Source organism: Paenibacillus sp. GSMTC-2017 (assembly GCF_016019935.1).
Classification (GTDB): Bacteria; Bacillota; Bacilli; order Paenibacillales; family Paenibacillaceae; genus Pristimantibacillus.
In genome coordinates this window covers 1-24156 of record NZ_JAECMT010000002.1, presented here as the reverse complement: position 1 = coordinate 24156, position 24156 = coordinate 1, and the positions used below count along the sequence as shown (strand labels likewise).

The following is a 24156-nucleotide window of genomic DNA, read 5'->3' as shown; positions in this document are numbered from 1 at the left end:
TTAACCCGATTTTTCGGGTTACACGTACACGTCCCGAAGGGCGAGCTTGCGACATCTCATAAGAAAATAGACACAACTTTAGGCGAAATAGTGTTACTAACAATACCTATTTAAGCATAAATGCCGGGTTAAAAACTCAATCAAGGAGGTTTAAACAATGTCAACGATCAAAACAGTCGCTTTTGTAGAGCCAAGTTTCTACGGCGTTAGCTTCGCTAGAGTCGCTTTTGAGCAGGGACATAAAGTTATTTCTATCGTTTCATCACTAGATAACCCACAAAAGTACGGCTACGAAGGCATCTATCATGATCTGATCGTAGCTGATATACGCGATGAAGAGTCAATTTATCAAGCTATTCTTCAATCACCTTATGTAAATCAATTGGATGCACTCATTCCTGCAACAGACTACGCTTCACATCTAACCGCAAAGGTAGCTGAGCGACTTGGACTAAGAGGGGTACCTTATGAAGCTGCTTTGAGATCTAGAAATAAAGATTTAGCTCGTCAAGCTTATGCAGAACATGGAGTTCCTAGTGCAAAGTTCAAAAAAATTAAAACGTTTGATGAAGCGCTCGAAGCTGCCGATGAGATTGGCTATCCAGTTGTTTTAAAGCCGACCAATGCGGCAAGTAGCCAAAATGTATATCTAATAAACAACGCTTCAGAGCTGCATAAAGCAATCGATATTATCGTAGAGTTCAAAGTATCTTATATGGACTTCAAAATACGTGATGAATATTTGATTGAACAATATTTGGATGGACCAGAATTTAGTGTAGAGCTGTTTGTGAAAGATGGAGAGCCGATATTTTCGACAGTGACTGAAAAAATTACGTCGCCGCTGCCTTATTTCGTAGAAATTGTTCATACATTGCCAACACCATCCCATAAAGATAGTGAAGACGAAATTATAAATACCGCGGTAGCAGCATTGAAGGCGATAGGCATTACAAATGGTCCGAGCCATGTAGAAGTTAAGCTCACCAGTACGGGAGCACGTATCATTGAAGTAAATGGACGACCGGGTGGAGATAACATTTCATCAGATTTATTAGTGCAGGCATTTGGAGTAGATATTTTCGAAGCTACCGTTAATTATTATTTAGATAATCCTTTAGGAATAGAAAAGAAACACCATCGCGCTGCTTCGATTGCTTACGTAACAGCGGATCGTGATGGTATATTTGAAGAGATTGAAGGACTAGAAGTGCTTGCTGAGCATGCAAATGTTGTACGATCACATTTCACCGTAGCAAGTGGTGATAAAGTTACTGTAGCAAAAAGCTCAGATGATCGACTGGGGTATATTATTACGACAGGCGATACGCCACAAGAAGCAAAGGAAAAAGCAATTACAATCTTAAACAGCTTAAAAGTAAAATATAAGAAGCAACAAATTGAAATAGGATAAGTACTTGCTATAGGATGTATCTGAACGGCATATTATTAGAGAATGCAATGTACATTTTTAGAAATCAAGGAGTTGTTCATTTAAAATGGGAATTGCGGTAATCTACGGAAGCTCACGAAAAGATGGTAATTCGGAACAATTAGCGAATGTATTGGTAGAAGGCTTTGAAGTTGATCAGATACATCTGGCTGATTATAATATTGAACCTCACCAAGATTATCGTCATTCTGAGAAACAGCCTTACCCAGAAGATGATTATCATCATGTCATTGAACGTGTATTAGCTCAGGATGTTATTGTTTTCACTACACCAATCTATTGGTATGGCGCATCTGGCTTAACAAAGACGTTTATTGACCGTTGGTCTCAATCGCTACGTGAGAATAAGACTGATTTTCTTGCGAAACTCGCCACAAAATCAGCTTGGGTGATCGGTGTTGGCGATGATAAACCACATTTAAAAGGGATTCCTCTTATTCAGCAATTCCAATACATTTTTGAGTATACTGGAACAACTTTTGAGGGATATATTCTTGGAAAAGGCAATAAACCGGGAGATATTTTGCAAGATGCAGTGACTTTGGCTACTGTATCAGAAATTAGAAAACTATGGCGTCAACAACTATAGCACCAGAAAAGAACCCTTCAGGAGTAGGGTTCTTTTTATTTTGGAATTATGAAGATACTTATAAGTGACAATTCAACCTTTATTATAGAGGAATTAAGATTTCATAATTTTTATTATGTAAACAAACTTTAAAGATCGGTACTATGAAACTACTTACTAGCACAAATGGCCACCTAGTAAATCCCAAATTTTACTGGACTTTTAAATTGAGTGACGTTATATTAATGTCATGAAAACATGGCCCCCTGAAGATAATTAACTAAAGGGTTGCCACAAACTTATTCGCAATAAGAAACGTTTTCTTGCCACTGATTTATGCTGCATTAAAAAATTTACGACGAAAGTTGAGGTGAATTTGTGTACTTAGCAATCCTCTAATGTCTATCCTGACAACTAGAATTACATACGTAGCATAATAAAATGATGGAGGTATCTATGTATGAAAAATAGGTTTACAAGTAGGATCGAAACGACGACTCTAACTCCCAAAAAACGTTTAACTTTATTTACAGCCTTTTTCCTATCTCTAGCGATGATGTTGCCTAGTATAGCAAGTGCAGCATATTATAACACCTACACTACTGTAGCAACGCTAAATAATGCAAATAGTGGTTACTCCGCACAAGGATTTGCCGTTGGATCTACCTATACTTATTCCGCAAAAGTAAACAATGATAATACTAAAGCCGTCATTTACCGTACCAATATGAGCAATGGGACAACTTCACTCATGACAAATGGTGATAACGGAACAACATACGCGACATACCTCGGTCATGCTAACGATTTGATGCTCAGCACAATTAACGGTGAACTTTATATGTTCGTCATTACAATGAACGCAGGCAGTATGAGTCTAGTGAAACTGAAGTATGTAAGCAATACGTATTACAAAGTTGGTAATTATACAATCAAATACAATGGCGTAGACAAAGCAATGTCTGGTGTAAAAATTACGAGTAAAGACGCGAATAACATTAACTTTCTTTTCAAATCCGGAAGAACCTTTTTTAGAGGAACACTGCCACTTACCGCAAACAGCGGTACAATAAATGTAACGAACAGCTTTAACATAGATATTGTTAATGCGCTGGTTAACGGCAGTACTATACCTAACATCACTTCATATGTGTTCCAAGGTTTTGGTTATCATAACAATACAATATATGTTCCCATGACATATAAAAACGTCAGCATTGTTCTAGTTTATCGTAATATCCCTACAGCTTCGGGTACTATAACTTCTGACAGTAATCTGTCATTCCGTATTACATCCGCGGCATATCCTGACCTTTTTGAAATAGAAGGAGTAGGAATTGCCCACGGTGATAAGCTCTGGTTCAATACCAACCGGAGAACAGCACCAGGAGATACCCTTCACGATGGCGTACACTATTTCAACGACTACAGCGCCCTCTAAATTGTAAAATATCTCTTAGAGTTTTGCCGCGGCAGATGAAATAAGGGCTGCACTTACGATCCAAAAATCCTCCTACATACGTAGGGGGATTTTTTTGTGTTTAGCGTGGGATTTACTAATGAGAGAAGAGTATTAAAAATAGTGTTTATGTAGTTTATATTATGTAAACTTATTACGCTTTGTTAGATTACTTCATTTTTAAAATAGATATTTCCATCATTGTCTTTATATAGAATACAACTTGCCAATTGACGTAAAACCAACGCAACTTAGACAATTTGTACCCTATTAAAAGTCGAATTTCTTGTATTACGGGTCATAATCTTTTAATGATTCAATAATACCGCTTGTTATTCTGCATAAATGGAGTGGATGTTCCCTTCGGGATCGGCAAAAAAAGCGGCTGTATGTCCCCATGGCATGAGCGTAGGCTCTTTAATTGCAGTCCCGTCATTTGCAATGATTTTTTCATAAGCTAATTGGACCTCTTCAGGCGAATCGCACGGGAAGCATAATTCCAATGCTTGTCCCTTAAGCGCTTCGGAATAAGAAGGATGGTCATTCGTATTGGCCGCCATTAATTGTTTGGAGCAAAGAGATAGGCGAACGCCACTATTTTCAAACTCTACGTACTCTTCAGAGTCGACAATAGTTGGGAATCCAAGCACATCCCGATAAAATCGAGTCATACGAGGAACGTCATTCGTTAACAACGTAATTACAGTTATTTGAGGTTTCATAGATAAAACTTCCTTTCCGGATTGTTTCCCTTGTTACTTTAGAACATAGACCTTACTCTCTCGAGCCTTCGCTTAGGCTACGTGCTCAACCATTTCAAAATATACTATAAATACTAAAAATTCAATAGAGTAATCACGTCAACAAAGAAAAAAAAATAATGAGTTACGATTTATAGAAATTTGACCTTTGTAATCTTGCTCTTATATTCCCAAATCCGTACACATGATGAATTTTGGGTTTATACTAGTTTTCCATGGAGGTGATTACATGAGAAATGGCGAGCTACAGATCTTCCTTAAATTGTAATATTGGTAATTTATAAATATGAATTTTTAGAGGTGTAATGTGAAAAATAAAAATTACAATAATTTTTATAAACTTTGGCTTGGACAGTCTATAAATTTGTTAGGTACCCAGTTTTTAGTAGTAGCTTTGCCTCTTTTTGCATTAGAGGTGCTAAAAACAAGTGAGGCGAATGCTGCCTTACTTCGTGGGGTTATATTCATACCATACCTAATTTTTGGATTAGTAGCCGGAGCTTTGATAGACATTCTTTTTAGGAAAAAGGTTTTGCTAATTTGCAGTATTTATCAAAGTGTTTTATTTTTATCGGTATTTATACTGGCTATAACAAACAATATAACGTTCCCTTTATTGGTGTTTCTCATGTTTTTAAGTGGAATATTTACGACTTTTTATAACATTGCAATTCCATCTTTTTTACCGGAAATTGTAACAGATAAAGACAACTTAAAAAAAGGAAACAGTGGGCTAGCTATTTCAGAATCTCTTGCTACAATAATTGGTCCTATGATAGCAGGTATTGTCTTTACAATAGTTGGTTTAACAGGCTCTTTCTCTATTGCCGCAGTAACGTATTTTGCTTGTTTTGTGTGTATAGTACTTATTTCGAGGTTCAAACCGCATACCGAGGGTTCTTTAAAAAACGTAAATATAAAATCGATTTATAAAGACATATATGAAGGATTGATCTATTTTAAAAACCACCCTGTATTGGAACCCATTGTAAGCTGCGGAGCTGTTTATGGCTTTTTTAAATACATACTGTATAGCATTTTAGTCATATTCCTTTATAAGGTAATGGGGCTATCTGAGCTTAAAATAGGCTTTGTTGTTGGTTCGGCAGCGTTGGGGTTTTTAATAGGCAATACGATACTTCTAAAAAGAAGTCAGCAAATTAATCATACAAAAATGCTCATCTATAGCGCTACTGTATCCGTAATTGGTCTGTCCCTAATTCCCATAATGGGATATTTGGGAACAGTTTACGGTATTGTGATTGTAAGTATCATACATGGTATGGGAGAAGGTATATTTGCCCCTTACGCTGCAACGATACGGCAACTTGTCTCACCAAGTCATATGCTAGGAAGAGTAAACGCTGTACAGCGTACGCTTAACTGGGGAGCGTGGGCATTAGGAAGTTTTGCTAGTGCATTTTTAGTTTCGATATTTGGACTTCAAACGACGTTATTTATAGGGGGCTTCGGTACAACATTGTGTTTAGTCGTGTTGTTAAGACGAGGCGTATTAAAAGGAACCAACATTGAATATGTACGTTCAAATTAGAGGAGATGTTTAAGATGGATCACGTTTTATTTATAGGTGGATGGACCAAACCTATACAAGATGCTTTAGACAGGGGATATACTGTTTCGTATATAGGGTCTTACGCTAAACACATCTATTTCGATGGATCTATTTTGGGAAAATGTTTCTATAAAAAGGAAATAGACACAACAAATATACCCGTGTGTGTACACTATGCTGAACAACTGTACATAGAGAAACCGTTTGATTTGGTTGTATCTTTCAACGAAGTAGCCTTAGATACGGCTTGTATAATTGCAAAGATTTTTAATGTAAAAGGATCTTCTTACAACGCTAATATGATAACCCGCAATAAAGACATGATGCGTGAAATTCTAGCAGGCAAAGACTATTCCATAGATTCAATTGTTTGCAAAAACATAAACGACATTGATCAATTTTTGAACAAAAAAGATAGTATTATAATAAAACCCCAGATTGGCGCAGGTGGTAAAGGAGTATCTAAGCTAGACAGGGGAGATGACATAGAGGTATTTATAAATAATAACGGAATTCAACTACCTATTTTAGTGGAAGAATTCGTTGAAGGTGACATCGTTTATACGGTCGAAGCCGTTTCTTATAACAAAAAACATTCTATACTAGCTTTATCAGCTGAACTATTTAAAGAAGATACGTTTATCATAAACTATACGATTATGCCGGCACCTTTAGATGAAACTCTGAAACAATTAATTATTGAGAAAGTCATGTTATTTTTGGAAGACATGCAACTGGAAGACGGAATTACTCATACAGAGGTAAAGATAAACAATCAAAACAAGCCAATAATTATAGAGTCCCAAGTCAGAATAGGCGGCGGTAACATTTGGAAAATGGTAGAACTAACTACCGGGATATCTCAATTTGGATACTATTATGATGCGTTAGCAACAGGGACTATTGATGAATTTAGAAGCGTACCTTCGAATTGCCAGGCTATGTCTTTAAGCTTGATTCCAAAACCAGGTTCCTTAAAAGAAATCAAGTACAAAGGGTTAGCTAACATACCCGAGATCGTATTAATTGATTTATTAGTAAAAGAGGGCGACACTATACCAACGATTGTAGACGGTACTGGGCGCAAAGGATATATATTATTTACAGCTAATGATATAAATCATATGTACGAAATTGCTGATAAAATATGTGAAAATATAACGTTTGTTTATGAGGATTTGTCAGAATGGAAACCTTCTTTTAAAAAAATATTTTAAAAGAAATGTGGTACATGAATAGTCGATGATAAGAAGATTCCAATAACCATGGAGTACACCTTTTTAACGATTACAGTGCCCTCTAATTAATAGTTTTGATGCCGAGGCAGATAATCACTTATCATTCAAATGTCCTCTTACATATGTAAGGGGATTTTTTTGTACCTAGGATGGATATTTAGGAAGAGAACTGAAGGGTATACGTAAATATGTTTATGTAAACTATTTTCTATTTTCTTTTAAATCCAATCCCGTTTTCAACATAAATGAATAGCAATGTCTAATCAATTAAAGAAATTAGTTTTATATGATTTATAATATATAATTACTGGTAATCGATAATTATTTATTGTAAAACGATAAATATGATGATATGATAAGCCAATCATAAAACCCATCAAAGGAGGTGATGTAAGCTAAAAAAGCGAAGCATCAAAAATAACTAATTAATTTTGGAGGATTTTATGAAAAAATATGTAGTTCTTCTGTCGTTTTTGATTGGAATCGGTTGTTTTGTCGCCTTTAGTATCATTGGATCTGAAATTGCTCCCGATGGTACTCTCATAGAGCCCTTTTTCCTCATCCCAATTGCTTATTTGTTCTTATTTATTGGCATCATACTTGGAGTCACATTTATGATTCAAAATGTAATAAACAGAATAAAAAAATCTCGCCCAATCACATAATGGAATTAATCAAATATTAATCTTTTTACCCCTTACTTAAACCATTAGTTTGGACAATTTGTTCCTCTAGTGATAAAGCAAGGGGTATTTCGGGTAATTATTAATTAAATTTAAAGTTTACCTAGAATGAAGCTAGACTTTTTTGGTAAAGTTGTCAGTAGATATTTTACTAATTTAGTAGCTAAAGGAGATTGATAGTATTAATTATAACGAGGTTGTAACGATTAGTGATACTTATTTGCTACCGTTGGTGTCGGAAATGTATGGATTAGAGGACTATGAAATCTCTCAAGTAAATCCACATGAGGGAGGACGAAATTTAGTCTATAGCTGTGAGAAAGATGGCGCCGATGCAAAAATAATTAGAATCTCTTTCATGCCTGACAGGACTAAAGAGGATTTTCTAGGAGAAGTTGAGTATGTCAGGTATTTATTCGAGCACGGTGGAAGTGTATCAAATGTACTTGACTCCAAAAGTGGGAAACTTTTAGAAGAGATTACTTATAATAATCACACCATTTTTGTTTGCGTGTTTAAAAAGGCAAAAGGAAAATTGTTTGTAGAAAATAATTATCGGTATCGGGACGGAGCTCCAATTGCCGAGTATTATTACAACTGTGGGAAAGTTCTAGGCAAATTGCATCAATTGTCGAAAGAATATAAACCGGTCCAGCCTAGGTATAGTTTTTTTGATAAATTCAATGCTGAATATATCGATAAACTGATTCCCGACTCCTTATCATTGCTTAAGGTGAAGTTAGTAGAGCTAATTAAATCCTTAGAAGGCTTAGACAGGAATAAAGACACTTTCGGTATGATCCATTTTGATTTCAACGATGGGAATTACTCGATAGATTTTGATACTGGGCAAATTACTGTATTTGATTTCGATAATTCATGTTTCGGATCGTATATGTATGATCTGGCAGATGTTTGGACACATGGAGTAGGCTGGACTCGATTTGAACCTGATGCCGATAAACGGAAAACGTTTATGGAACAGTATTTTGAATCAGTTCTATCAGGCTATAAATCTGAAACTATGATCGAAGATTCGACGTTGGAATTGCTGCCCTTGTTTATAAAAGCAACTCTTATGGAAAATATCGTAGATCAATTTAAGTGGATGCAGGATAATGGTGAAGAGCTAGAATGCGATGAATATATATCCTATTGCATAAAATGTTTGGAAGACGATATACCCTTTAAGGGCTTTTTCCATGACATTTATTCATGTGAAGCACCTTTTGAATATGAGGAACGCAGTATTTAAATTTATTATGTAAAACAACGAGGCTGCCAAGTAAATCCACATATCGGAGGACGGAATTTAATCTATAGCTGTGAAAAAGATGGCGCTCGTGCAAAAATAATTAGAATTGCTTTCTTACCCGACAGGACTAGGGATGATTTTCTTGGAGAAGTTGAGTATGTAAGATATTTATTCGAGCACGGAGGAAGTGTCTCGGATGTAGTCGCTTCTAGGAACGGGACTCTTTTGGAAGAGATCACTCATAATAATTACTCCTTTTTTGTATGCTTGTTTAATAAGGCAGTGGGAAAAATGTTTGTGGATAATAATTATAGGTACCGGGACGGAGCACCGATTACCGAATATTATTATAATTGTGGGAAAGTTCTAGGGAAATTGCATCAACTGTCGAAAGAATACACGCCTGTTCAGCGTCGGTTTAATGTTTTTGATAAATTCAATGCTGATGTTGTTGATAATCTGATTCCTGAATCCTTCTCCCTTCTTAAGAAGAAGCTACACGAGCTCTTTGAAACCTTAGAAGGATTAGATAGGGACCTAGAATCATTTGGTATGATTCATACTGATTACAACGATGGAAATTACATGATTAACTTTGATACCGGGCAAATAACAGTATATGATTTCGATAATTCATGTTTCGGATGGTATATGTTTGACCTAGCAACGCTCTGGTGGAATGGCGTAGGCTGGATACAATTTGAACCAGACGCCAGTAAACGAAAAGCGTTTATGGATAATTATTTTAAAACAGCCCTTGAGGGATATCGATCCGAAACCAAGATCGAAGATTCAATGCTGAATATGTTGCCTTTATTTATAAAAGCAATCCATATGGAATATGTTTTAAGTCAAATCCAGGATATTCGAAACGGCGAAGATTTGATGTCCGAAGAAGCGCTGTTATATGCTATAAAATGCTTGGAAGATGATCTTCCATATTTGGGATTTTTCGATGATATTTACTCGTGTGAAGAACCTTTTGAATATGAGAAACGAGATATTTAGGTTTTTATGTAAAATCACAAGGCTGCCAAGTTTAATTTGGCAGCCTTGCTGCGTTATTTACAGTTTTTTTAAGGAAAAGATGCAATAGCAAAGGGAATCTACTAAGTACTAAATGATGGTGTCAGCTGCAATAGAATTACAAAATAAGTTACCTCTATTTTAAATACTACGTAATTAAAATTATGTAAACAATAATTCAGGTCACATTGGATGCTTCATTGTCAATGTTACGTAATTATAGTTATGTAAACAATTATCGCAAACTCATGCTGTTATATACGTAATTTTTATTATGTAAACACAAATGAATAATTTCTATAAATTGATAGAAACAAACTCAAGCCCCCATAATTATAAACAAAAAAAGTACAAGAGGTCAAAAGACCTATTGTACTTTTCGACTCGTCTGTAAGTTTGGCAATGAAGGCCGTACTTTGCTCATTGCACGTTGCTTCGTTTCATCTAATACATGCGTATATATTTGTGTTGTTGATATATCCTCATGACCAAGTAGCTCCTGCACAGCCCTTAAATCTACACCATTTCGCAAAAGGTCCGTCGCAAAAGAATGGCGCAGTTTATGGGAAGAAAGCTGCATCCCTTTAAGTTGAGGGTTCTCTTTGATGAGTGCTTTAAACGTTGTTTCTGTTACATTCTGAACCATTCGTTTACTAATTCGACGACCAAACTGCGAGACGAACAGCGCATTTTCATCCTTTTTATTACGAGGTTCAATCCTCTCCGTTTGATACACCTCAATTAGCTCTATAATCTCAGTAGGAAGAGGGATGTACCGCCACTTATCACCTTTTCCACGAACCCCAATCGTCGTTCCCGTAACATCCATCACATTTAACTTCACAATTTCACTTACGCGAAGCCCAGCATACGCCATCAAAGCAACTATCGTAACATCACGAATCTGATATTTCCCAGTAACAAGCGCAGTACACGAATCTAAAAGATCTTTTTCCAAATAGGTTGGTTTTTTATTTTTATCTACTTTCGCCTTTTCGATATCCATAGCTGGATTAGAAGTAGCAACATTAAATTTAATCATTACTTTGTAAAACAGTCGGATGGAGGACTGGCATCGATTCCGGTATCTTGCACCCGCTCCTGACTCACGAACTTTTGTAAGATGATTCATCACATCGAAATTTGTTACTTCAGTAATTTCTTTGCCATAAAGATTGTTCAAAAAATGTTTGAGATCGTGAAGATATGCATTTTGGGTATCCTTGGAATATTCCCTATCTTTCATATAAATTGTAAATAATTGTTTCTCTTTTTCGTATTGATCTTTCACATTAGTCACCATCTCACGTCCATTTCTGCGCTTACAACTGAAGTTGCATTAAATATAGATTTAATGCAATTATATCATAGTTTTGGATGGCATTCATTCCTTAAAATTGGCGGGTTTATTCACTGTAAAATTGCTATACTATTAAAGGAATAATAATATGAAAACTAGGGTTGATTTACCCCTGAAAGGACAGCTATGAGTATAAAAAACATAACAGCGGGGCTAATGTCGGCCTTACTCCCCTGTACAGGTGGAGCAATATTAGTTGTACAAGCAGCGGAAATGGCAGGGTTATCCCAAGTCCAGCTCATATCATGGTTTGCAGCGATTTATATTATTGGAGGAGCACTTAATTTATATTTGGCACTTCGATATAAAATGCCATTCGCAGGAGCCCACTCCGTAACTGGAGTCGCTTTTATAGGAACGATTGCAGCAAACTTCTCTTTTGCCCATTTAGCTGGAGGCTTTTTAATGTCTGGAGCTATTATCTTGATAGCGGGGTATACCGGATTATTTGCCAAAGCTTTAAACGTAGTACCAAAGTCGATTATAGATGCCCTACTGGCAGGATTACTCCTTCCTTATGTACTTAAGATCGCACCATCGATTGTCAATATGCCAATTTCGGGACTTATGGCAGTAGCAGGGTATTTCTTAGTACCAAAAATAACTAAGATTTTGCCACCCGCAATATGGGCACTTATTCTGGGCCTCGCTGGTTTATTTATTGAATACGACTTTCCACAAATGGTGAGTTCAGCAGTTATATTACCAATACCAATAATTCCTGATTTCTCGTTGTCAGCATTTTTCTCCATCGCAATCCCGCTTTCACTACTCGTAATGAGCAATGATATGGCTGTCGGACTTGCTGCACTTAAAAGTAATGAATATGATCCTCCGGTGAACCAAACGATGATTGCTTCTGGTGTGGCAAATATGATGGTTGCATGTTTTGGAGGTCATGCGGCGAATGTCGGAGGGATGATGAGTGCAATTTGCAGTAGCAAAGAGGCTGGTCCCAAAGAAAATAGATATGGGGCTGCAATTGTGTCAAGCGTCTTAGTTATTTGTTTTGGATTGTTAGCGTGGAAAGTTATTGCCCTCATTAAATTGATGCCTTCACATTTTGTAGCCTTGATAACAGCATTTTCTTTACTCGGTATTTTTATTAACAGCGTTAAATCCACTTTTACTCTCAAAAGTTGGAACGTTCCTGCTATATTGACATTCGTCGTTGCTGTAATGAATATACAATGGCTTGGCATCTCCGCTCCTGTCTGGGCATTACTTGTTGGAGTTGCTGCTAACCATATTCGAGGAATGAAGGGACAAATGAAAGATTGAAGCACCTTCAATGATACATAATAAATGTGTCGAGACCGTGAAATTGGATGGTCAAATATAATTCGAATTGGATGGTTCCAGCTTGAGTGAATTTGTTTAAAATTGAGACAAGAAAGACAATATCGTAATCTTTAAAGGAGTGATGATCCAATGGTTTATATGATCATTTTGGCAATTACTATGGTTGGCGGAGGCATATTGGTGAAAATCGGAATTGACCATATGGCTAAGTATGATAATAACTAGAGACAAAATTACTATTTCAATTACATGTACGTTGAAATAACATTTAAGAAGGGAAGCTGACTGTGATCAGCTTCTTTTTTTGCGTAAATAACAAAGCTTACAAAACGGTTGACTTTAAAGTTGTCCATAATTAATATGTGATGTAACTAGAATAACTTACTAAAAATCTCACATTTCCTATTGTAAATAAAGGTTCTAATCGGATAAGAGGGAGAGAAGATTAAGTGAATTATGACGTTATTGTTGCAGGTGCAGGTTCGATGGGAATAAGCGCTGGATACTATTTAACGAAACAAGGTGTAAAAACGTTGCTGATCGATGCCTTTGATCCTCCTCATTCATCTGGGAGCCATAGTGGTGATACTCGTCTTATGCGACATGTGTATGCTGGACATCCAACCTACACGAAAATGGCCATTCGAGCAGACCACTTATGGAAGGAGCTAGAGGAATTAAGCAACCAATCTTTGTTCATTCGCTCAGGAGTACTTAATATGGGGGAAAGTGGTTCACAGGTGCTTGAAAAAAAGCTCATTCATGCAAATAATCATCAAATACAAGTCGAAATACTGAATGCTGATGAAATAAAACATCGATGGAGAGGGATACATCTCCCTGATCATTATACTGGATTATACGAACCAAACGCAGGTTTTTTATTCAGCGAAAAGGTTGTCCAAGCCTATCGGGATCAAGCATTGCTTAGTGGCGCTCAATTGCTTACAAATACTTCTATTACGAACATTGAAACAGCTGACGAATCTGTGACTGTAACTACAAATAAAGGTTCGTTCAGAGCTGCAAAGCTCATCATGAGTATGGGTGCTTGGTTTGGTACTGTTTCACATTTCATTAACCTTCCAGTTAGACCACTCCGCAAAGCTGTAGCTTGGTTCGAAGGGGATGAATCCCTATTTGATTACAATCAGTTCCCTGGATTTACAATTGGTGATGGAGAAAGGAGCTACTATGGGTTTCCTAGTTTAAATGGCTCAGGTGTCAAAATTGGCAGACATGATGCTGGACAACTTTGGAGTCCGAACCATCCATTTGAGCCTTTTGGTTATTTTTCCCATGACGAAGATGATCTTCGAGGGGCTATGGAATCATTTTTCCCAAGGGCAGCAGGTAAAGTTCTTAAAGGAGCTGTATGTAAATACGAAATGACACCCGATGAAAACTTCATCATTGACCATCATCCGCACTATTCCAACGTACTAATTGCTGGGGGCTTCTCGGGACATGGATTTAAGTTTGCTAGCGTCGTAGGGGAGATATTAGCGGACCTCACTATTCAAGGGAAAACAGACTTTGATATATCTCCCTTTTCGATTTCTCGTTTTGCAAATACGCTGACATAAGAGATCCTTTTCCAGCATTTTAATCAAAGGCTTGCTTTCCTTGTCTCCAAGGATAGGCAGGTCTTTTGTCATTTGTACAGTCCCAGAACAAATGTGACTATTATTAGACACTCGTTAGATCGTGAATCTCTTTTGTTATCTAAAAGTGACCTTTCTCACAGTGTATCACTCCAGTACCTTCTATAATTCTAACTATAGAGAGATAGACGATGACTAGTGGAGGTGAAAGTAATGTTAGTTACCAAATCAAAAGTAGCGCTACTGGACCCCATCAATGCTGCAAGGCCAAGCACTTTTATGCAATTGGCTATACGACTTGAGGAAGAACATGAAAAGTTGAAAGCAAAATGCAGCATTTTGTGCGAGCTCAGTATACGAACTGCTTCCAGTTCAGGCAGATATGGTACATTGCAAATGCTAAAAAATCTACGTCAACATGCGGAAGCGATGCTCCTGGATCTGGAACATCATTCGAAGTGGGAAGATGAGGAATTGTTTCCTGTATTCTCAAGATACTTTAGAAAGTCAACTGAACCAACTATTCTGCCATCACTTTGGGTTCTGGAAAAGGATCACGAGCTGGCACTACAGTTTTTTGAATCCTTTTTGCAAGTGAGTCGCACTTTAATTGCTGTTATGCAGATCGATAAGGATTGTTCAGATCTCAGACTTAAGGAAAAGCTGAAGGAGGGCTGCAATCAATTGACTCAAGGTTGCTTCATTCTAAGCGGGCATTTTCAAATGGAGGAAGAACTTATTTTCCCTTTAGCCAATCAAATATTGACGGATATAGATTACTTATTTTCATAGATAAAATCGATTGAAATTAGATTATAGCTTTTCAAAAAAAGTTGTTGGAGGTTATCTACTATGAAAGAACTTATTAGACCTGATGTCATTACTAAAAATATGATTCAGTATTGTTATACATGTCCCGAGGCGCATAAATGTGATACAGAAGAAAAATGTATAACGTGTTGGGAAGAGAAGGGTCTTCTTAAAAAAGAAGATTTAGAGGAGCAGTTAACGACTGCACAATTGTTGACCCTCTATGCGGAATAGCAGACATCAATTATATACAATAGTGTGGCCGTTTTCCTTCCAGTAGTAAATGTTCATTGTTCATGAAAGCATGGACGATAGACTTTTGCTGGGAGGTTTTTTTATGAAAACATCGCTTGCGTTTATTGTGGTTTACAACACTTATTTTCATATAAATGTGAAGTTTAAACTTCGTTTGAGTGTAAGCGCTTTAATTTTTGGTTTACAATATTTTCAATTATCATTTATACTCTCATTACATAAGTATTTTAAGCTGAAGATGTAAGTCGGTTAATAATAATGAAGAGGAGATTGATTATGTCAAAATGGAAGAAGTCATTCATTGTATTATTACTTACAACAACAATGTTAGCAGGAACGATATCCGTTAATGCTGTCTCTGTGAACAACCGCTACACAGCTACTAATGAATTAACTTTACACAAGATTGCCCGTTATAACTCAGGAAAAGAGGCTATCGGTAAAAATGGTGTGGAAATATCCGTTTACGATGCTGCAACAAAACGAGTGTTTGCCGTAAATGGGGACAAGCGGTCAATTGATATATTAGATTTATCTCGACTAACAAATACATCCAAAAAGGTTACCGCTCTTTCAAAAAACCAGCAGATCCTCATCCAACAGTTAGGTGAACCCGCATTTGATGACGTTACTTCTATTGCCATTCATCCAAAACATGACCTTCTGGCAGTTGCTGTCGTTAACAAAAAACCGTTAAAAGGACATATCGCATTCTTTAACAAAAACGGCAAGTATATTAACAAAGTTGAAGTTGGATACCACCCTGATATGGTTTCATTCACACCTGATGGGAAAAAGCTTGTTGTTGCAAATGAAGGAGAGCCTTCAGATGATTATGCAGTAGATCCTCTCGGATCGGTATCAATCATAACAGTATCTGGTGCTGCAGGCACAATTAAGCAACAACACGTAACAGATGTAACATTCCAGTCAGTAAAAGAAAGTCAAATCGATCAAAACGTTCGTATATACCCGCACCAAAATGGCGAGTATCAGAAGAGTACATCTACGCCAAACGGCAACAACTGGGCAACAGACTTCGAACCTGAGTATATAGCGGTAGATGCAAGTAGTAAATTCGCTTACGTTGTGCTCCAAGAAAACAATGCGATTGCAAAATTAGATTTAAATCGTAAATCATTTGTACATGTGAATGGTTTAGGTTATAAAGATCACTCTTTACCTGGCAATGGATTAGATGTCTCCGACAAGGATGGCGGAGTTAATATTAAAAATTGGCCTTTGTTAGGCACTTATATGCCTGATGGCATAACACTTTATAGCGCAAACGGTAAAACGTACTTAGTTTCAGCGAATGAAGGAGACTCGAGAGATTATGCTACTCCTAACAAATGGAGCGAGGAGACTACAGTCGGCAAACTTGATATGTCTCTGCTGAAACTGAATGCCGATCATTATAAAGGCTATACCCAAGAACAATTAGATCTGCTCGTCAAAGAAAGTTTAACCGAGGATAAACTAGGTAAATTAAAAGTATCAACTGCACCATTTGACGTGTTGAACGGGGAAACTGGAACGGCAGTACATGATGCGCTTTACACTTTCGGGGCACGATCGTTCTCTATTTGGGACGTTGAAAACTTCGATGATGGTCCTGTCTTTGATAGCGGAGATTCTTTTGAGCAAATTATTGCTAAACAATTTCCTACAGGTTTCAACTCAGATAATGAAAAGTCAGACTCCAAAGATAAGCGCAGTACAAGTAAAGGTCCTGAGCCGGAGGATGTTAAAGTTGCGAAGTTGTTCGGTCAGCAATATGCCTTTGTTAGCTTAGAGCGAGTAGGTGGGATAATGACCTATAATGTCACGAATCCTAAAGCTGCACAATATGTAACCTATACAAATGATCGCAATTTTGCCGTAGCCGATACAGAACAGGATCTTGGACCGGAAGGCCTTCATATTGTAGAGGCAGACAAAAGTCCAACAGGAACCCCACTTCTCTTAGTCGCAAATGAAACTTCAGGTTCTTTATCCGTGTACGAAATACGTCCTAAAACGAAGAAATAATATTAATTCTATTATGAAACGATACGACAGCCCCTAACTTAGTGGCTGTCGTATTTATTAATTTAATTGTGTCACAACACCGGCGTTTCGTACGTCATCATTAATAAAGGCATATAGGAAAGGAATTAACTTATGACTGAACATAGAGAGGTGACCATACAATTCGAAGCCTATCGGAATCATCTGCAAGGGGTAGCCTATCGGATGTTAGGATCACTCACAGAAGCGGAAGATGCTGTACAGGAAACTTGGATTCGCTTCAATCGCTCCGACACAAGTCAAGTTGAAAACATAGGAGGTTGGCTGACGACTGTTACTGCTCGAATATGTCTCGATATGCTAAGATCTCACAAATCTCGGCGTGAAGAGCAAATGGGAGAGCATGTTCCTGAACAGATTATGAAGAGCGAGTATGGAGGAGACCCCGAGCATGAAGCATTACTCGCAGATTCTGTCGGTTTTGCACTTCTTGTTGTGCTTGGCAATCTGAACCCTGCAGAGCGTATCGCGTTTGTGCTTCATGACATTTTCGCGATCCCTTTTGTAGAAATTGCTCCAATCGTGGACCGCTCCGAAGCCGCAACTAGAAAACTCGCGAGCCGTGCTCGTCAACGGGTGCAAGGAGTAGATAGCGTTCCAAAAGTAGAGCTTGCTCGTCAGCAAGAACTTGTTAATGCTTTTTTAGCTGCATCACGTGCTGGCGATTTCAATGCTTTACTCGCTGTACTTGATCCTAATGTTGTGCTCAAAGATGATCGAAATGACTCACTTGTGGGATCAAATGGACTGATTCAAGGTGCGAATGCTGTCGCAAAGCAAGTAGCCGGTCGAGCAAAATTAGCACGTCCAGCGTTAATCAATGGTTCAGTAGGTATTATTGTTGCCCCGCAAGGACATTTATTATTTGTACTTGCTCTTACCATAACAAACGGAAAAATCGCCGAGTTCGACCTGATCTCCGATCCAACGCGTTTACAACAAGTTGACATAGCCATTTTAGGAAATGATTGAATCAAATTACGTTCATCTGAGAAGCGGAAACCATTTATTTAATCGTTAAATAAGTGGATTCTGCTTCTTTCTTGCCTAAAATAGAACATATGTTCCATGTCGTTCAAAAAGGCATTTATTGACACAGTAAACGTATTTACAAACTATTTTCTAATTTCAGTAGCGAAATCCGATAATGAACGTTAAACACTCCACATTTTGATGTGTTTTTGGAAAAATAGTATAGAACATTAATCGTTCCATTACATATTTAGAGAAGGAAAAAATGCCGTTTTTACCGACACAGAACATACGTTCTAATTAAATAACTTTGGCTCATTGGTCACATTCCATGTTCCCGCTCCGTCATCCTAGTAAGAAGGGTTATTTAAAACCATATAACAAAGGAGAATTCAAAGATGAAAACAGTTGTACAGAATAATGCTGAAACAGTGAGTACATTTATCGAAGCTATAACGAATCGGGATCAATTGATTACAACGGATCAGTTCTTTTCCAAACAGTTCGAAGAGGCGTTTCCTGATCATCAACATATTGTAGATGAATTGATAGCGCAGGGAAATAAAATAATAGCTATAATTCAAACGACAGCTACTCATAAAGGTTTATTTGCGGGAAACCCTTCTACAGGTAATACAGTAGTGATCACTCAATTCCGTGAATTTCATTTGGTTGAAGGTGCAATCGTTGAACAGCGGGGCTGGTTTGACACTTCTACTCTTTTGCCTCAACTTCAAACAAAAAAATAATTAGCAAAACTACATTATAAGGAGATGTGTCTATGAATACGATTGAACAGAAAAATATTGAAATAGTGACTGCGTTTATCGAAGCATTTTGGAATCAAAACAACTTGGACAGTGCAGACCACTACCTCTCGTCTGATTATCAAGAACACTCTTATCAATCAAAAGAAGGCTTAAAACACTTTGCCGAAAAAATTTTAGAAGCTTTTCCTGACAAAAGCTATACGATTGAAGAAATGGTAGCACAAGAGGAAAAGGTAATTGTTCGAATGGTAGTGAAAGGAACACATAGAGGAATGTTTTTTGGAAAAGCTGGCACGGGAAATTCCATTGATGTTACTTTATATCGTCAATATCGTGTTAAAGACGGTAAAATCAGTGAGCATCGCGGTTGGATTGATATGATGACTATGTGGAGACAGATTGGTACTAGCCACCAAATGTGAATACTTGTAAAATGTAATCATAAACTTAAATTAGGGTTTATACTAAGGAGGCTATTTATATGTTGAAGATTGGTATTATTTTAGGAAGCACACGACCGGGACGCGTAAGTCCGCAGGTGGGAGATTGGCTTAAAGAAATTGCTGATGTACGTGAAAATGCTAGCTTCGAAATAGTAGATATTGCAGACTACAAGCTACCTTTCTTTGGTGACCCTGATACCGATGATCAAATTGGCAAGTGGAAGTCGACATTGAGCTCCCTTGATGGCTTTATTTTCGTTACACCTGAGTACAACCACAGTATTACTGGTGTGTTAAAGAACGCACTAGATTCAGCTCGTGATGAGTGGAATAACAAAGCTGCAGGAATCATTAGTTATGGCTCTACTGGCGGGGCGCGAGCAGCTGAACATTTGAGAGGTATATTAGGTGAGCTTCATGTTGCTGATGTGAAGACACATCCAACGTTTTCATTATTTACAGACTTCGAAAATTACAGCACATTCAAACCTGCTGCACTACATCTCAATAATATAAACTTATTACTGGATCAAGTACTTGCATGGAGTGGAGCACTTAAAACAGTACGTACTTAACAAATTTGCATTTACAAAGATAATAAGCGCTTGAACTTTGATAACTCAAAGATCAAGCGTTTTTTTATTGCTACTTTAACTTTGTGATCCAAACCCCTGCCATAACGATAATCAATCCAACTGCTGTCTTCCAGTTTGGCACTTCTTTAAGGAAAATGAAGCCGATAAGTACACAAACGAGCAATTCAATACCTTTTGATAACACAAGTGAAAATGTTAGTGATCCCATCGTTTTGTAAGTGAACTTAATCCCATATCCAATCATCACATTGGCTGCAAACAGGAGCGGGAGCAATTTAAATTGATACCATACAGTTGACCAGAAAGCAGGATCAATATGTTTACCTTGATAAGCAAACACTGCATTTATTATAAACAGCCCTGTAAGTAAAAGACCAATTGCGTATACAAGCAACAATCAAAATCCTCCTCTCCAAAAGCTAAACTTTATTCTTATATGATTAAGTTGCCCACGAGAAACTTTTTTATCCGCAAGCAAAAGCAACAATGTTTGGGTACATCGCATTTATGTGGTACGATTCAAGTGATGAAAATTACATAACGAATACAGGGCCACCCTACACTTACCGATTATTAGAAAGCAGGTTTGGAACATATGTCAGAACAGAGTAAGCAGAGATTCCGCTTCAGTGAAGCACCAATTTGGGATTTACAACGTGCTTATTATGAAGAACAAGGCATGAACGCCTGGAATAATGATGGAGTACCACAATATATAACGAGCAATCCGATGATCGCTACAGCATATGCGGAAATGATTTTTGGATTTCTTCAAGACCGATCAGGAAGTGGTCAAAATACTGAACCCGTAACAATCGTAGAGTTAGGAGCGGGAGCGGGACGACTTGCCTTTCATATATTGAACAAGTTATGCGAGCTCATAGATTATGCCGGGATTCCATTTCCACCTTTCCGTTACGTAATGACCGATCTTGCTGAAAGTAATATTGTTGCATGGAAAAATCATCTTAGCTTACAGCCATTTATCGAGCAAGGAATACTTGATTTTGCAATATTTGATGCCGTTAATGATTCTGAGTTGAAATTGGTCGTTTCCAATGAAACGATTCAGCAGGGCGATCTTAAGCAACCGTTACTTATTGTGGCTAACTATTTTTTCGATAGCATTCCGCAAGACTTGATCTATGTTGGCGACGGTAATATTTTCGAATGTGATGTGGTCATCGACTATGCAAATAATCAGAGTTTACTAAACCCGGCAGAAGCATTAAAGCAATTATCTTTAACTTATGAATACCGCAGAGCACCCGAATATGAGGATGATACCTACCCTTATTCAGAATTGATAACTTTATATGTGCAAGAACTTGAAGATTCTCATATTCTGTTCCCATCGGTAGGACTTACATGTTTGGAGCGATTGAACAAGTTGTCACATGAAGGCTTCGTATTAATTACTGCTGATAAAGGCGATCACCGTCTGGATAACTGGAAATTTGCTGAACCGCCTGAGATTATACATCATGGTAGCATCTCATTAACTGCAAATTATCATGCGATTGAGTTTGTGATCAAGCAAAAAGGTGGAGAAGCACTTTTCACTCAACATCATTATAAAAACTTAAATGTAGGCTGTATGTTTATGTCGGAAAGCTCTTCTAGCTACATAAATACTAAACTCGCTTATAAGCGGTTTATCGATCGCTTTGGACCAGATGATTTCTTTAGTTTGAAAGAATGGGTAGATCAACACTCCGAAACGATGGAACCTAGGCAACTGTTGGCATTCTGGCGATTAGGCGGGTATGACTCGGAATTTTTTATCCATAATATAACCTCCATTTCTAGTCATGCGCTAGACGTTAGTGATGAAGAGAAGTTGGATATTCAACTTGGCATTCATAAGATGTGGAACTCGTATTATCAAATAGAACAGCAACATACTTTAGCACAGCAAGTTGGTCTTCTGCTATTCGAGTTAGATTTGTTTGTGGATGCTAAGCAGTTTCTTGAGATATCTGTCGCTACAGAAGAGGGGGCGAAAACATCCGACATCCTATATAGTCTGGCCATTTGTTGCTATGAACTTGAGCTTGAGGATGCGCTACTCGATTATTTAAAGCAAGTACTCGTTTTAGAACCACATCATGAAGAAGCATTGCAGCTCATTGATTCGTTGCGTGATGAGGTATAGATCCTACACTAGCATTTCGTTTTAGCTAACGCGTATTTATCAAAGAACAATTTAACCGATCTAAACAACCCGTATCGATTCATTTTGATACGGGTTGTTTAGGTCTAAGAAGAAACTTTTGATATGATAAAGCATAAAGTATATAGAGCACTCTAAATATTGTGTGAGTTTATATAACGCGCATTTATGTAATGCAGATAAATAACGTTGTTTTAGCTAAATTTTATGATCCGAGTTACATCTATTGACAACTTAACTGACACAAGTTATTATTCAATTAATTGAATATTCAGCCTTTCGTATATCTTTAACAATTGGGTTAAAGGTCTCTACTTAGAAACCGTAAATTTCTAGCTACGAAAAAAAATGTGCTATCACTGCATATTTTTTTCGTAGCTAGTTTTTTTATATTCATCAGACAAAGGGGATAGGCACAATGTCAAATTTACTTATCAAGAATGCGCAAATCGTAACAATGAATGCAAATGAGGACATTATTACGGGTGATATTCGAGTCGTGAACGGACGAATAACGGAAATTAGTTCAGACCTAGAGCCAACAGTTGGGGAGAAAGTACTTGATGCAACAAATCGCACAGTCATACCTGGCTTTGTCCAAACCCATATTCACTTATGCCAAACGTTGTTCCGGGGAAAAGGTGACGACCTAGAGCTTCTTGACTGGTTGAAAAAACGGATATGGCCGCTAGAAGCATCCCATGATGAGGAATCCATTTATTACTCGGCTATGCTTGGAATTGGAGAGCTACTTCAAAGCGGAACAACAACGATAGTCGACATGGAGACGGTGCATCATACAGATTTCGCCTTTCAAGCTATCGCACAAAGTGGTATTCGTGCGCTATCGGGTAAAGTAATGATGGATAAAGGTTCAGAAGTTCCGCTCGCATTGCAGGAAAAAACAGCAGACTCCATCAGACAAAGCGTCGAGCTGCTAGAGAAATGGCACGGACATGACAACGGTCGTATCCAGTATGCATTTTCACCTCGATTTGTTATTTCCTGTACAGAAACATTGCTTCGTGAAGTTCAGAAACTATCCGAACACTATCAAGTTAAAGTTCACACCCATGCATCGGAAAATCAAGGTGAAATTCAAATTGTTCAAGCAGAGACTGGCATGCGAAATGTCGTCTATCTGGACCACCTCGGACTTGCAAACAACAGATTGATATTAGCTCATTGTATTTGGCTTGATGCAGAAGAGAAGCGTATCATTCGTGAGAAAGGCGTGCACGTCAGTCATTGTCCAGGTTCCAACTTAAAGCTCGCATCTGGAATCGCTGAAACACCTGATTTGCTTGAGCAAGGTATTTCTGTCAGCTTAGGTGCTGATGGTGCTCCATGCAACAACAATTTAGATATGTTTAATGAGATGAGACTTGCCGCACTTATTCAAAAACCAATTCACGGCCCAACTTCCATGAATGCTAGAACTGTCTTCAAAATGGCAACGATAGGTGGAGCGAAAGCTGTTGGTATGGCAGATGAAATCGGAAGTATTGAGGTGGGTAAAAAAGCCGATATTGCTATTTTAAATCTCAACAACTTCCATACGTATCCTTCTTACGATGTTGATCCGATCTCCCGCATCGTATACTCTGCAACAAGAGCAGATGTAGAAACAACAATCGTTGACGGTCGAATCGTCATGGAGAACGGTATTATGAAAACGATAGACAGAGGTATCATTTTGCGCGAAGCGGATCGTTCTATCAAGCGATTGCTATCTAAATCTCCTATTCATTAAAGTCCAAATATAGATTTCAATGTATAATGAAG

The 24156-nt window shown here is 37.6% G+C and carries 22 protein-coding genes and 1 riboswitch; of the genes, 19 read left to right on the top strand and 3 right to left on the bottom strand.

The annotated features are described in order from the left end of the window. The first annotated feature begins 157 nt into the window (after nucleotides 1–157). From I6N90_RS07210 to I6N90_RS07200, 3 genes are all read left to right on the top strand, one after another. Nucleotides 158–1414 carry an ATP-grasp domain-containing protein gene (locus I6N90_RS07210; protein WP_197934874.1) on the top strand — a complete coding sequence of 419 codons (1257 nt, stop codon included), beginning with the start codon at nucleotides 158–160 and terminating at the stop codon, nucleotides 1412–1414. Between the two features lie 85 nt (nucleotides 1415–1499). Next, nucleotides 1500–2042: a flavodoxin family protein gene (locus I6N90_RS07205; RefSeq protein WP_197934873.1), complete on the top strand. Its 543-nt coding sequence runs from the start codon at nucleotides 1500–1502 to the stop codon at nucleotides 2040–2042. A 439-nt stretch (nucleotides 2043–2481) separates the two neighbouring features. After that, entirely contained in the window at nucleotides 2482–3462 is a 981-nt protein-coding gene (locus tag I6N90_RS07200; protein ID WP_197934872.1) for a hypothetical protein, read from the top strand. Nucleotides 3463–3812: 350 nt separating this feature from the next. Here I6N90_RS07200 and I6N90_RS07195 read toward each other — a convergent pair whose 3' ends face one another. After that, nucleotides 3813–4202, bottom strand: a complete 390-nt coding sequence (locus I6N90_RS07195; protein ID WP_197934871.1) for a VOC family protein — start codon at nucleotides 4200–4202, stop codon at nucleotides 3813–3815. Between the two features lie 346 nt (nucleotides 4203–4548). Here I6N90_RS07195 and I6N90_RS07190 point away from each other — a divergent pair, with 346 nt between their 5' ends. From I6N90_RS07190 to I6N90_RS07170, 5 genes are all read left to right on the top strand, one after another. Continuing rightward, nucleotides 4549–5793 carry an MFS transporter gene (locus I6N90_RS07190; protein ID WP_197934870.1) on the top strand — a complete coding sequence of 415 codons (1245 nt, stop codon included), beginning with the start codon at nucleotides 4549–4551 and terminating at the stop codon, nucleotides 5791–5793. A 14-nt stretch (nucleotides 5794–5807) separates the two neighbouring features. Continuing rightward, the gene (locus I6N90_RS07185; protein ID WP_232242740.1) at nucleotides 5808–7031 is read left to right on the top strand and encodes an ATP-grasp domain-containing protein; all 1224 of its coding nucleotides are present in this window, start codon (nucleotides 5808–5810) and stop codon (nucleotides 7029–7031) included. 464 nt (nucleotides 7032–7495) lie between these two features. Continuing rightward, a complete protein-coding gene (locus I6N90_RS07180; protein ID WP_197934868.1) occupies nucleotides 7496–7717 on the top strand; it encodes a DUF3955 domain-containing protein in 222 nt (73 codons plus the stop codon). Between the two features lie 259 nt (nucleotides 7718–7976). Beyond that, nucleotides 7977–8990 carry a phosphotransferase enzyme family protein gene (locus tag I6N90_RS07175; RefSeq protein ID WP_197935756.1) on the top strand — a complete coding sequence of 338 codons (1014 nt, stop codon included), beginning with the start codon at nucleotides 7977–7979 and terminating at the stop codon, nucleotides 8988–8990. Further along, nucleotides 8991–9998: a phosphotransferase enzyme family protein gene (locus I6N90_RS07170; protein WP_197935754.1), complete on the top strand. Its 1008-nt coding sequence runs from the start codon at nucleotides 8991–8993 to the stop codon at nucleotides 9996–9998. 385 nt (nucleotides 9999–10383) lie between these two features. On the opposite strand, the gene I6N90_RS07165 is transcribed toward I6N90_RS07170, so the two are convergent. After that, nucleotides 10384–11319 (bottom strand): tyrosine-type recombinase/integrase, encoded by a 936-nt coding sequence (locus I6N90_RS07165; RefSeq protein WP_197934867.1) that lies wholly within the window; start codon nucleotides 11317–11319, stop codon nucleotides 10384–10386. A gap of 183 nt (nucleotides 11320–11502) precedes the next feature. Between I6N90_RS07165 and I6N90_RS07160 the strand changes: the two genes are divergently transcribed. The 9 genes from I6N90_RS07160 to I6N90_RS07120 all read left to right on the top strand — a co-directional run bounded on the left by I6N90_RS07160 (nucleotide 11503) and on the right by I6N90_RS07120 (nucleotide 20177). Beyond that, nucleotides 11503–12657 carry a benzoate/H(+) symporter BenE family transporter gene (locus tag I6N90_RS07160; RefSeq protein ID WP_197934866.1) on the top strand — a complete coding sequence of 385 codons (1155 nt, stop codon included), beginning with the start codon at nucleotides 11503–11505 and terminating at the stop codon, nucleotides 12655–12657. A 470-nt stretch (nucleotides 12658–13127) separates the two neighbouring features. Further along, the gene (gene solA, locus I6N90_RS07155) at nucleotides 13128–14264 is read left to right on the top strand and encodes an N-methyl-L-tryptophan oxidase (protein ID WP_332262422.1); all 1137 of its coding nucleotides are present in this window, start codon (nucleotides 13128–13130) and stop codon (nucleotides 14262–14264) included. A 231-nt stretch (nucleotides 14265–14495) separates the two neighbouring features. Beyond that, nucleotides 14496–15074: a hemerythrin domain-containing protein gene (locus I6N90_RS07150; RefSeq protein WP_197934865.1), complete on the top strand. Its 579-nt coding sequence runs from the start codon at nucleotides 14496–14498 to the stop codon at nucleotides 15072–15074. Between the two features lie 60 nt (nucleotides 15075–15134). Then, complete coding sequence (locus I6N90_RS07145) at nucleotides 15135–15326, top strand: hypothetical protein (protein ID WP_197934864.1); 192 nt, start codon at nucleotides 15135–15137, stop codon at nucleotides 15324–15326. A gap of 297 nt (nucleotides 15327–15623) precedes the next feature. Further along, a complete protein-coding gene (locus I6N90_RS07140) occupies nucleotides 15624–17378 on the top strand; it encodes a choice-of-anchor I family protein (RefSeq protein WP_197934863.1) in 1755 nt (584 codons plus the stop codon). A 132-nt stretch (nucleotides 17379–17510) separates the two neighbouring features. After that, a complete protein-coding gene (locus I6N90_RS07135) occupies nucleotides 17511–18389 on the top strand; it encodes a sigma-70 family RNA polymerase sigma factor (RefSeq protein ID WP_197934862.1) in 879 nt (292 codons plus the stop codon). A gap of 398 nt (nucleotides 18390–18787) precedes the next feature. After that, nucleotides 18788–19138 carry an ester cyclase gene (locus I6N90_RS07130; protein ID WP_197934861.1) on the top strand — a complete coding sequence of 117 codons (351 nt, stop codon included), beginning with the start codon at nucleotides 18788–18790 and terminating at the stop codon, nucleotides 19136–19138. A 32-nt stretch (nucleotides 19139–19170) separates the two neighbouring features. Continuing rightward, nucleotides 19171–19581 (top strand): ester cyclase, encoded by a 411-nt coding sequence (locus tag I6N90_RS07125; protein WP_197934860.1) that lies wholly within the window; start codon nucleotides 19171–19173, stop codon nucleotides 19579–19581. A 59-nt stretch (nucleotides 19582–19640) separates the two neighbouring features. Then, the gene (locus tag I6N90_RS07120) at nucleotides 19641–20177 is read left to right on the top strand and encodes an NADPH-dependent FMN reductase (protein WP_197934859.1); all 537 of its coding nucleotides are present in this window, start codon (nucleotides 19641–19643) and stop codon (nucleotides 20175–20177) included. A 70-nt stretch (nucleotides 20178–20247) separates the two neighbouring features. Here I6N90_RS07120 and I6N90_RS07115 read toward each other — a convergent pair whose 3' ends face one another. Next, entirely contained in the window at nucleotides 20248–20595 is a 348-nt protein-coding gene (locus I6N90_RS07115) for a hypothetical protein (protein ID WP_197934858.1), read from the bottom strand. A 198-nt stretch (nucleotides 20596–20793) separates the two neighbouring features. Between I6N90_RS07115 and I6N90_RS07110 the strand changes: the two genes are divergently transcribed. Then, complete coding sequence (locus I6N90_RS07110; protein ID WP_197934857.1) at nucleotides 20794–22353, top strand: SAM-dependent methyltransferase; 1560 nt, start codon at nucleotides 20794–20796, stop codon at nucleotides 22351–22353. A gap of 277 nt (nucleotides 22354–22630) precedes the next feature. After that, nucleotides 22631–22730: riboswitch (purine riboswitch) on the top strand. A 59-nt stretch (nucleotides 22731–22789) separates the two neighbouring features. Next, nucleotides 22790–24124: a 5'-deoxyadenosine deaminase gene (locus I6N90_RS07105; RefSeq protein WP_197934856.1), complete on the top strand. Its 1335-nt coding sequence runs from the start codon at nucleotides 22790–22792 to the stop codon at nucleotides 24122–24124. The last annotated feature ends 32 nt before the right edge of the window (nucleotides 24125–24156 follow it).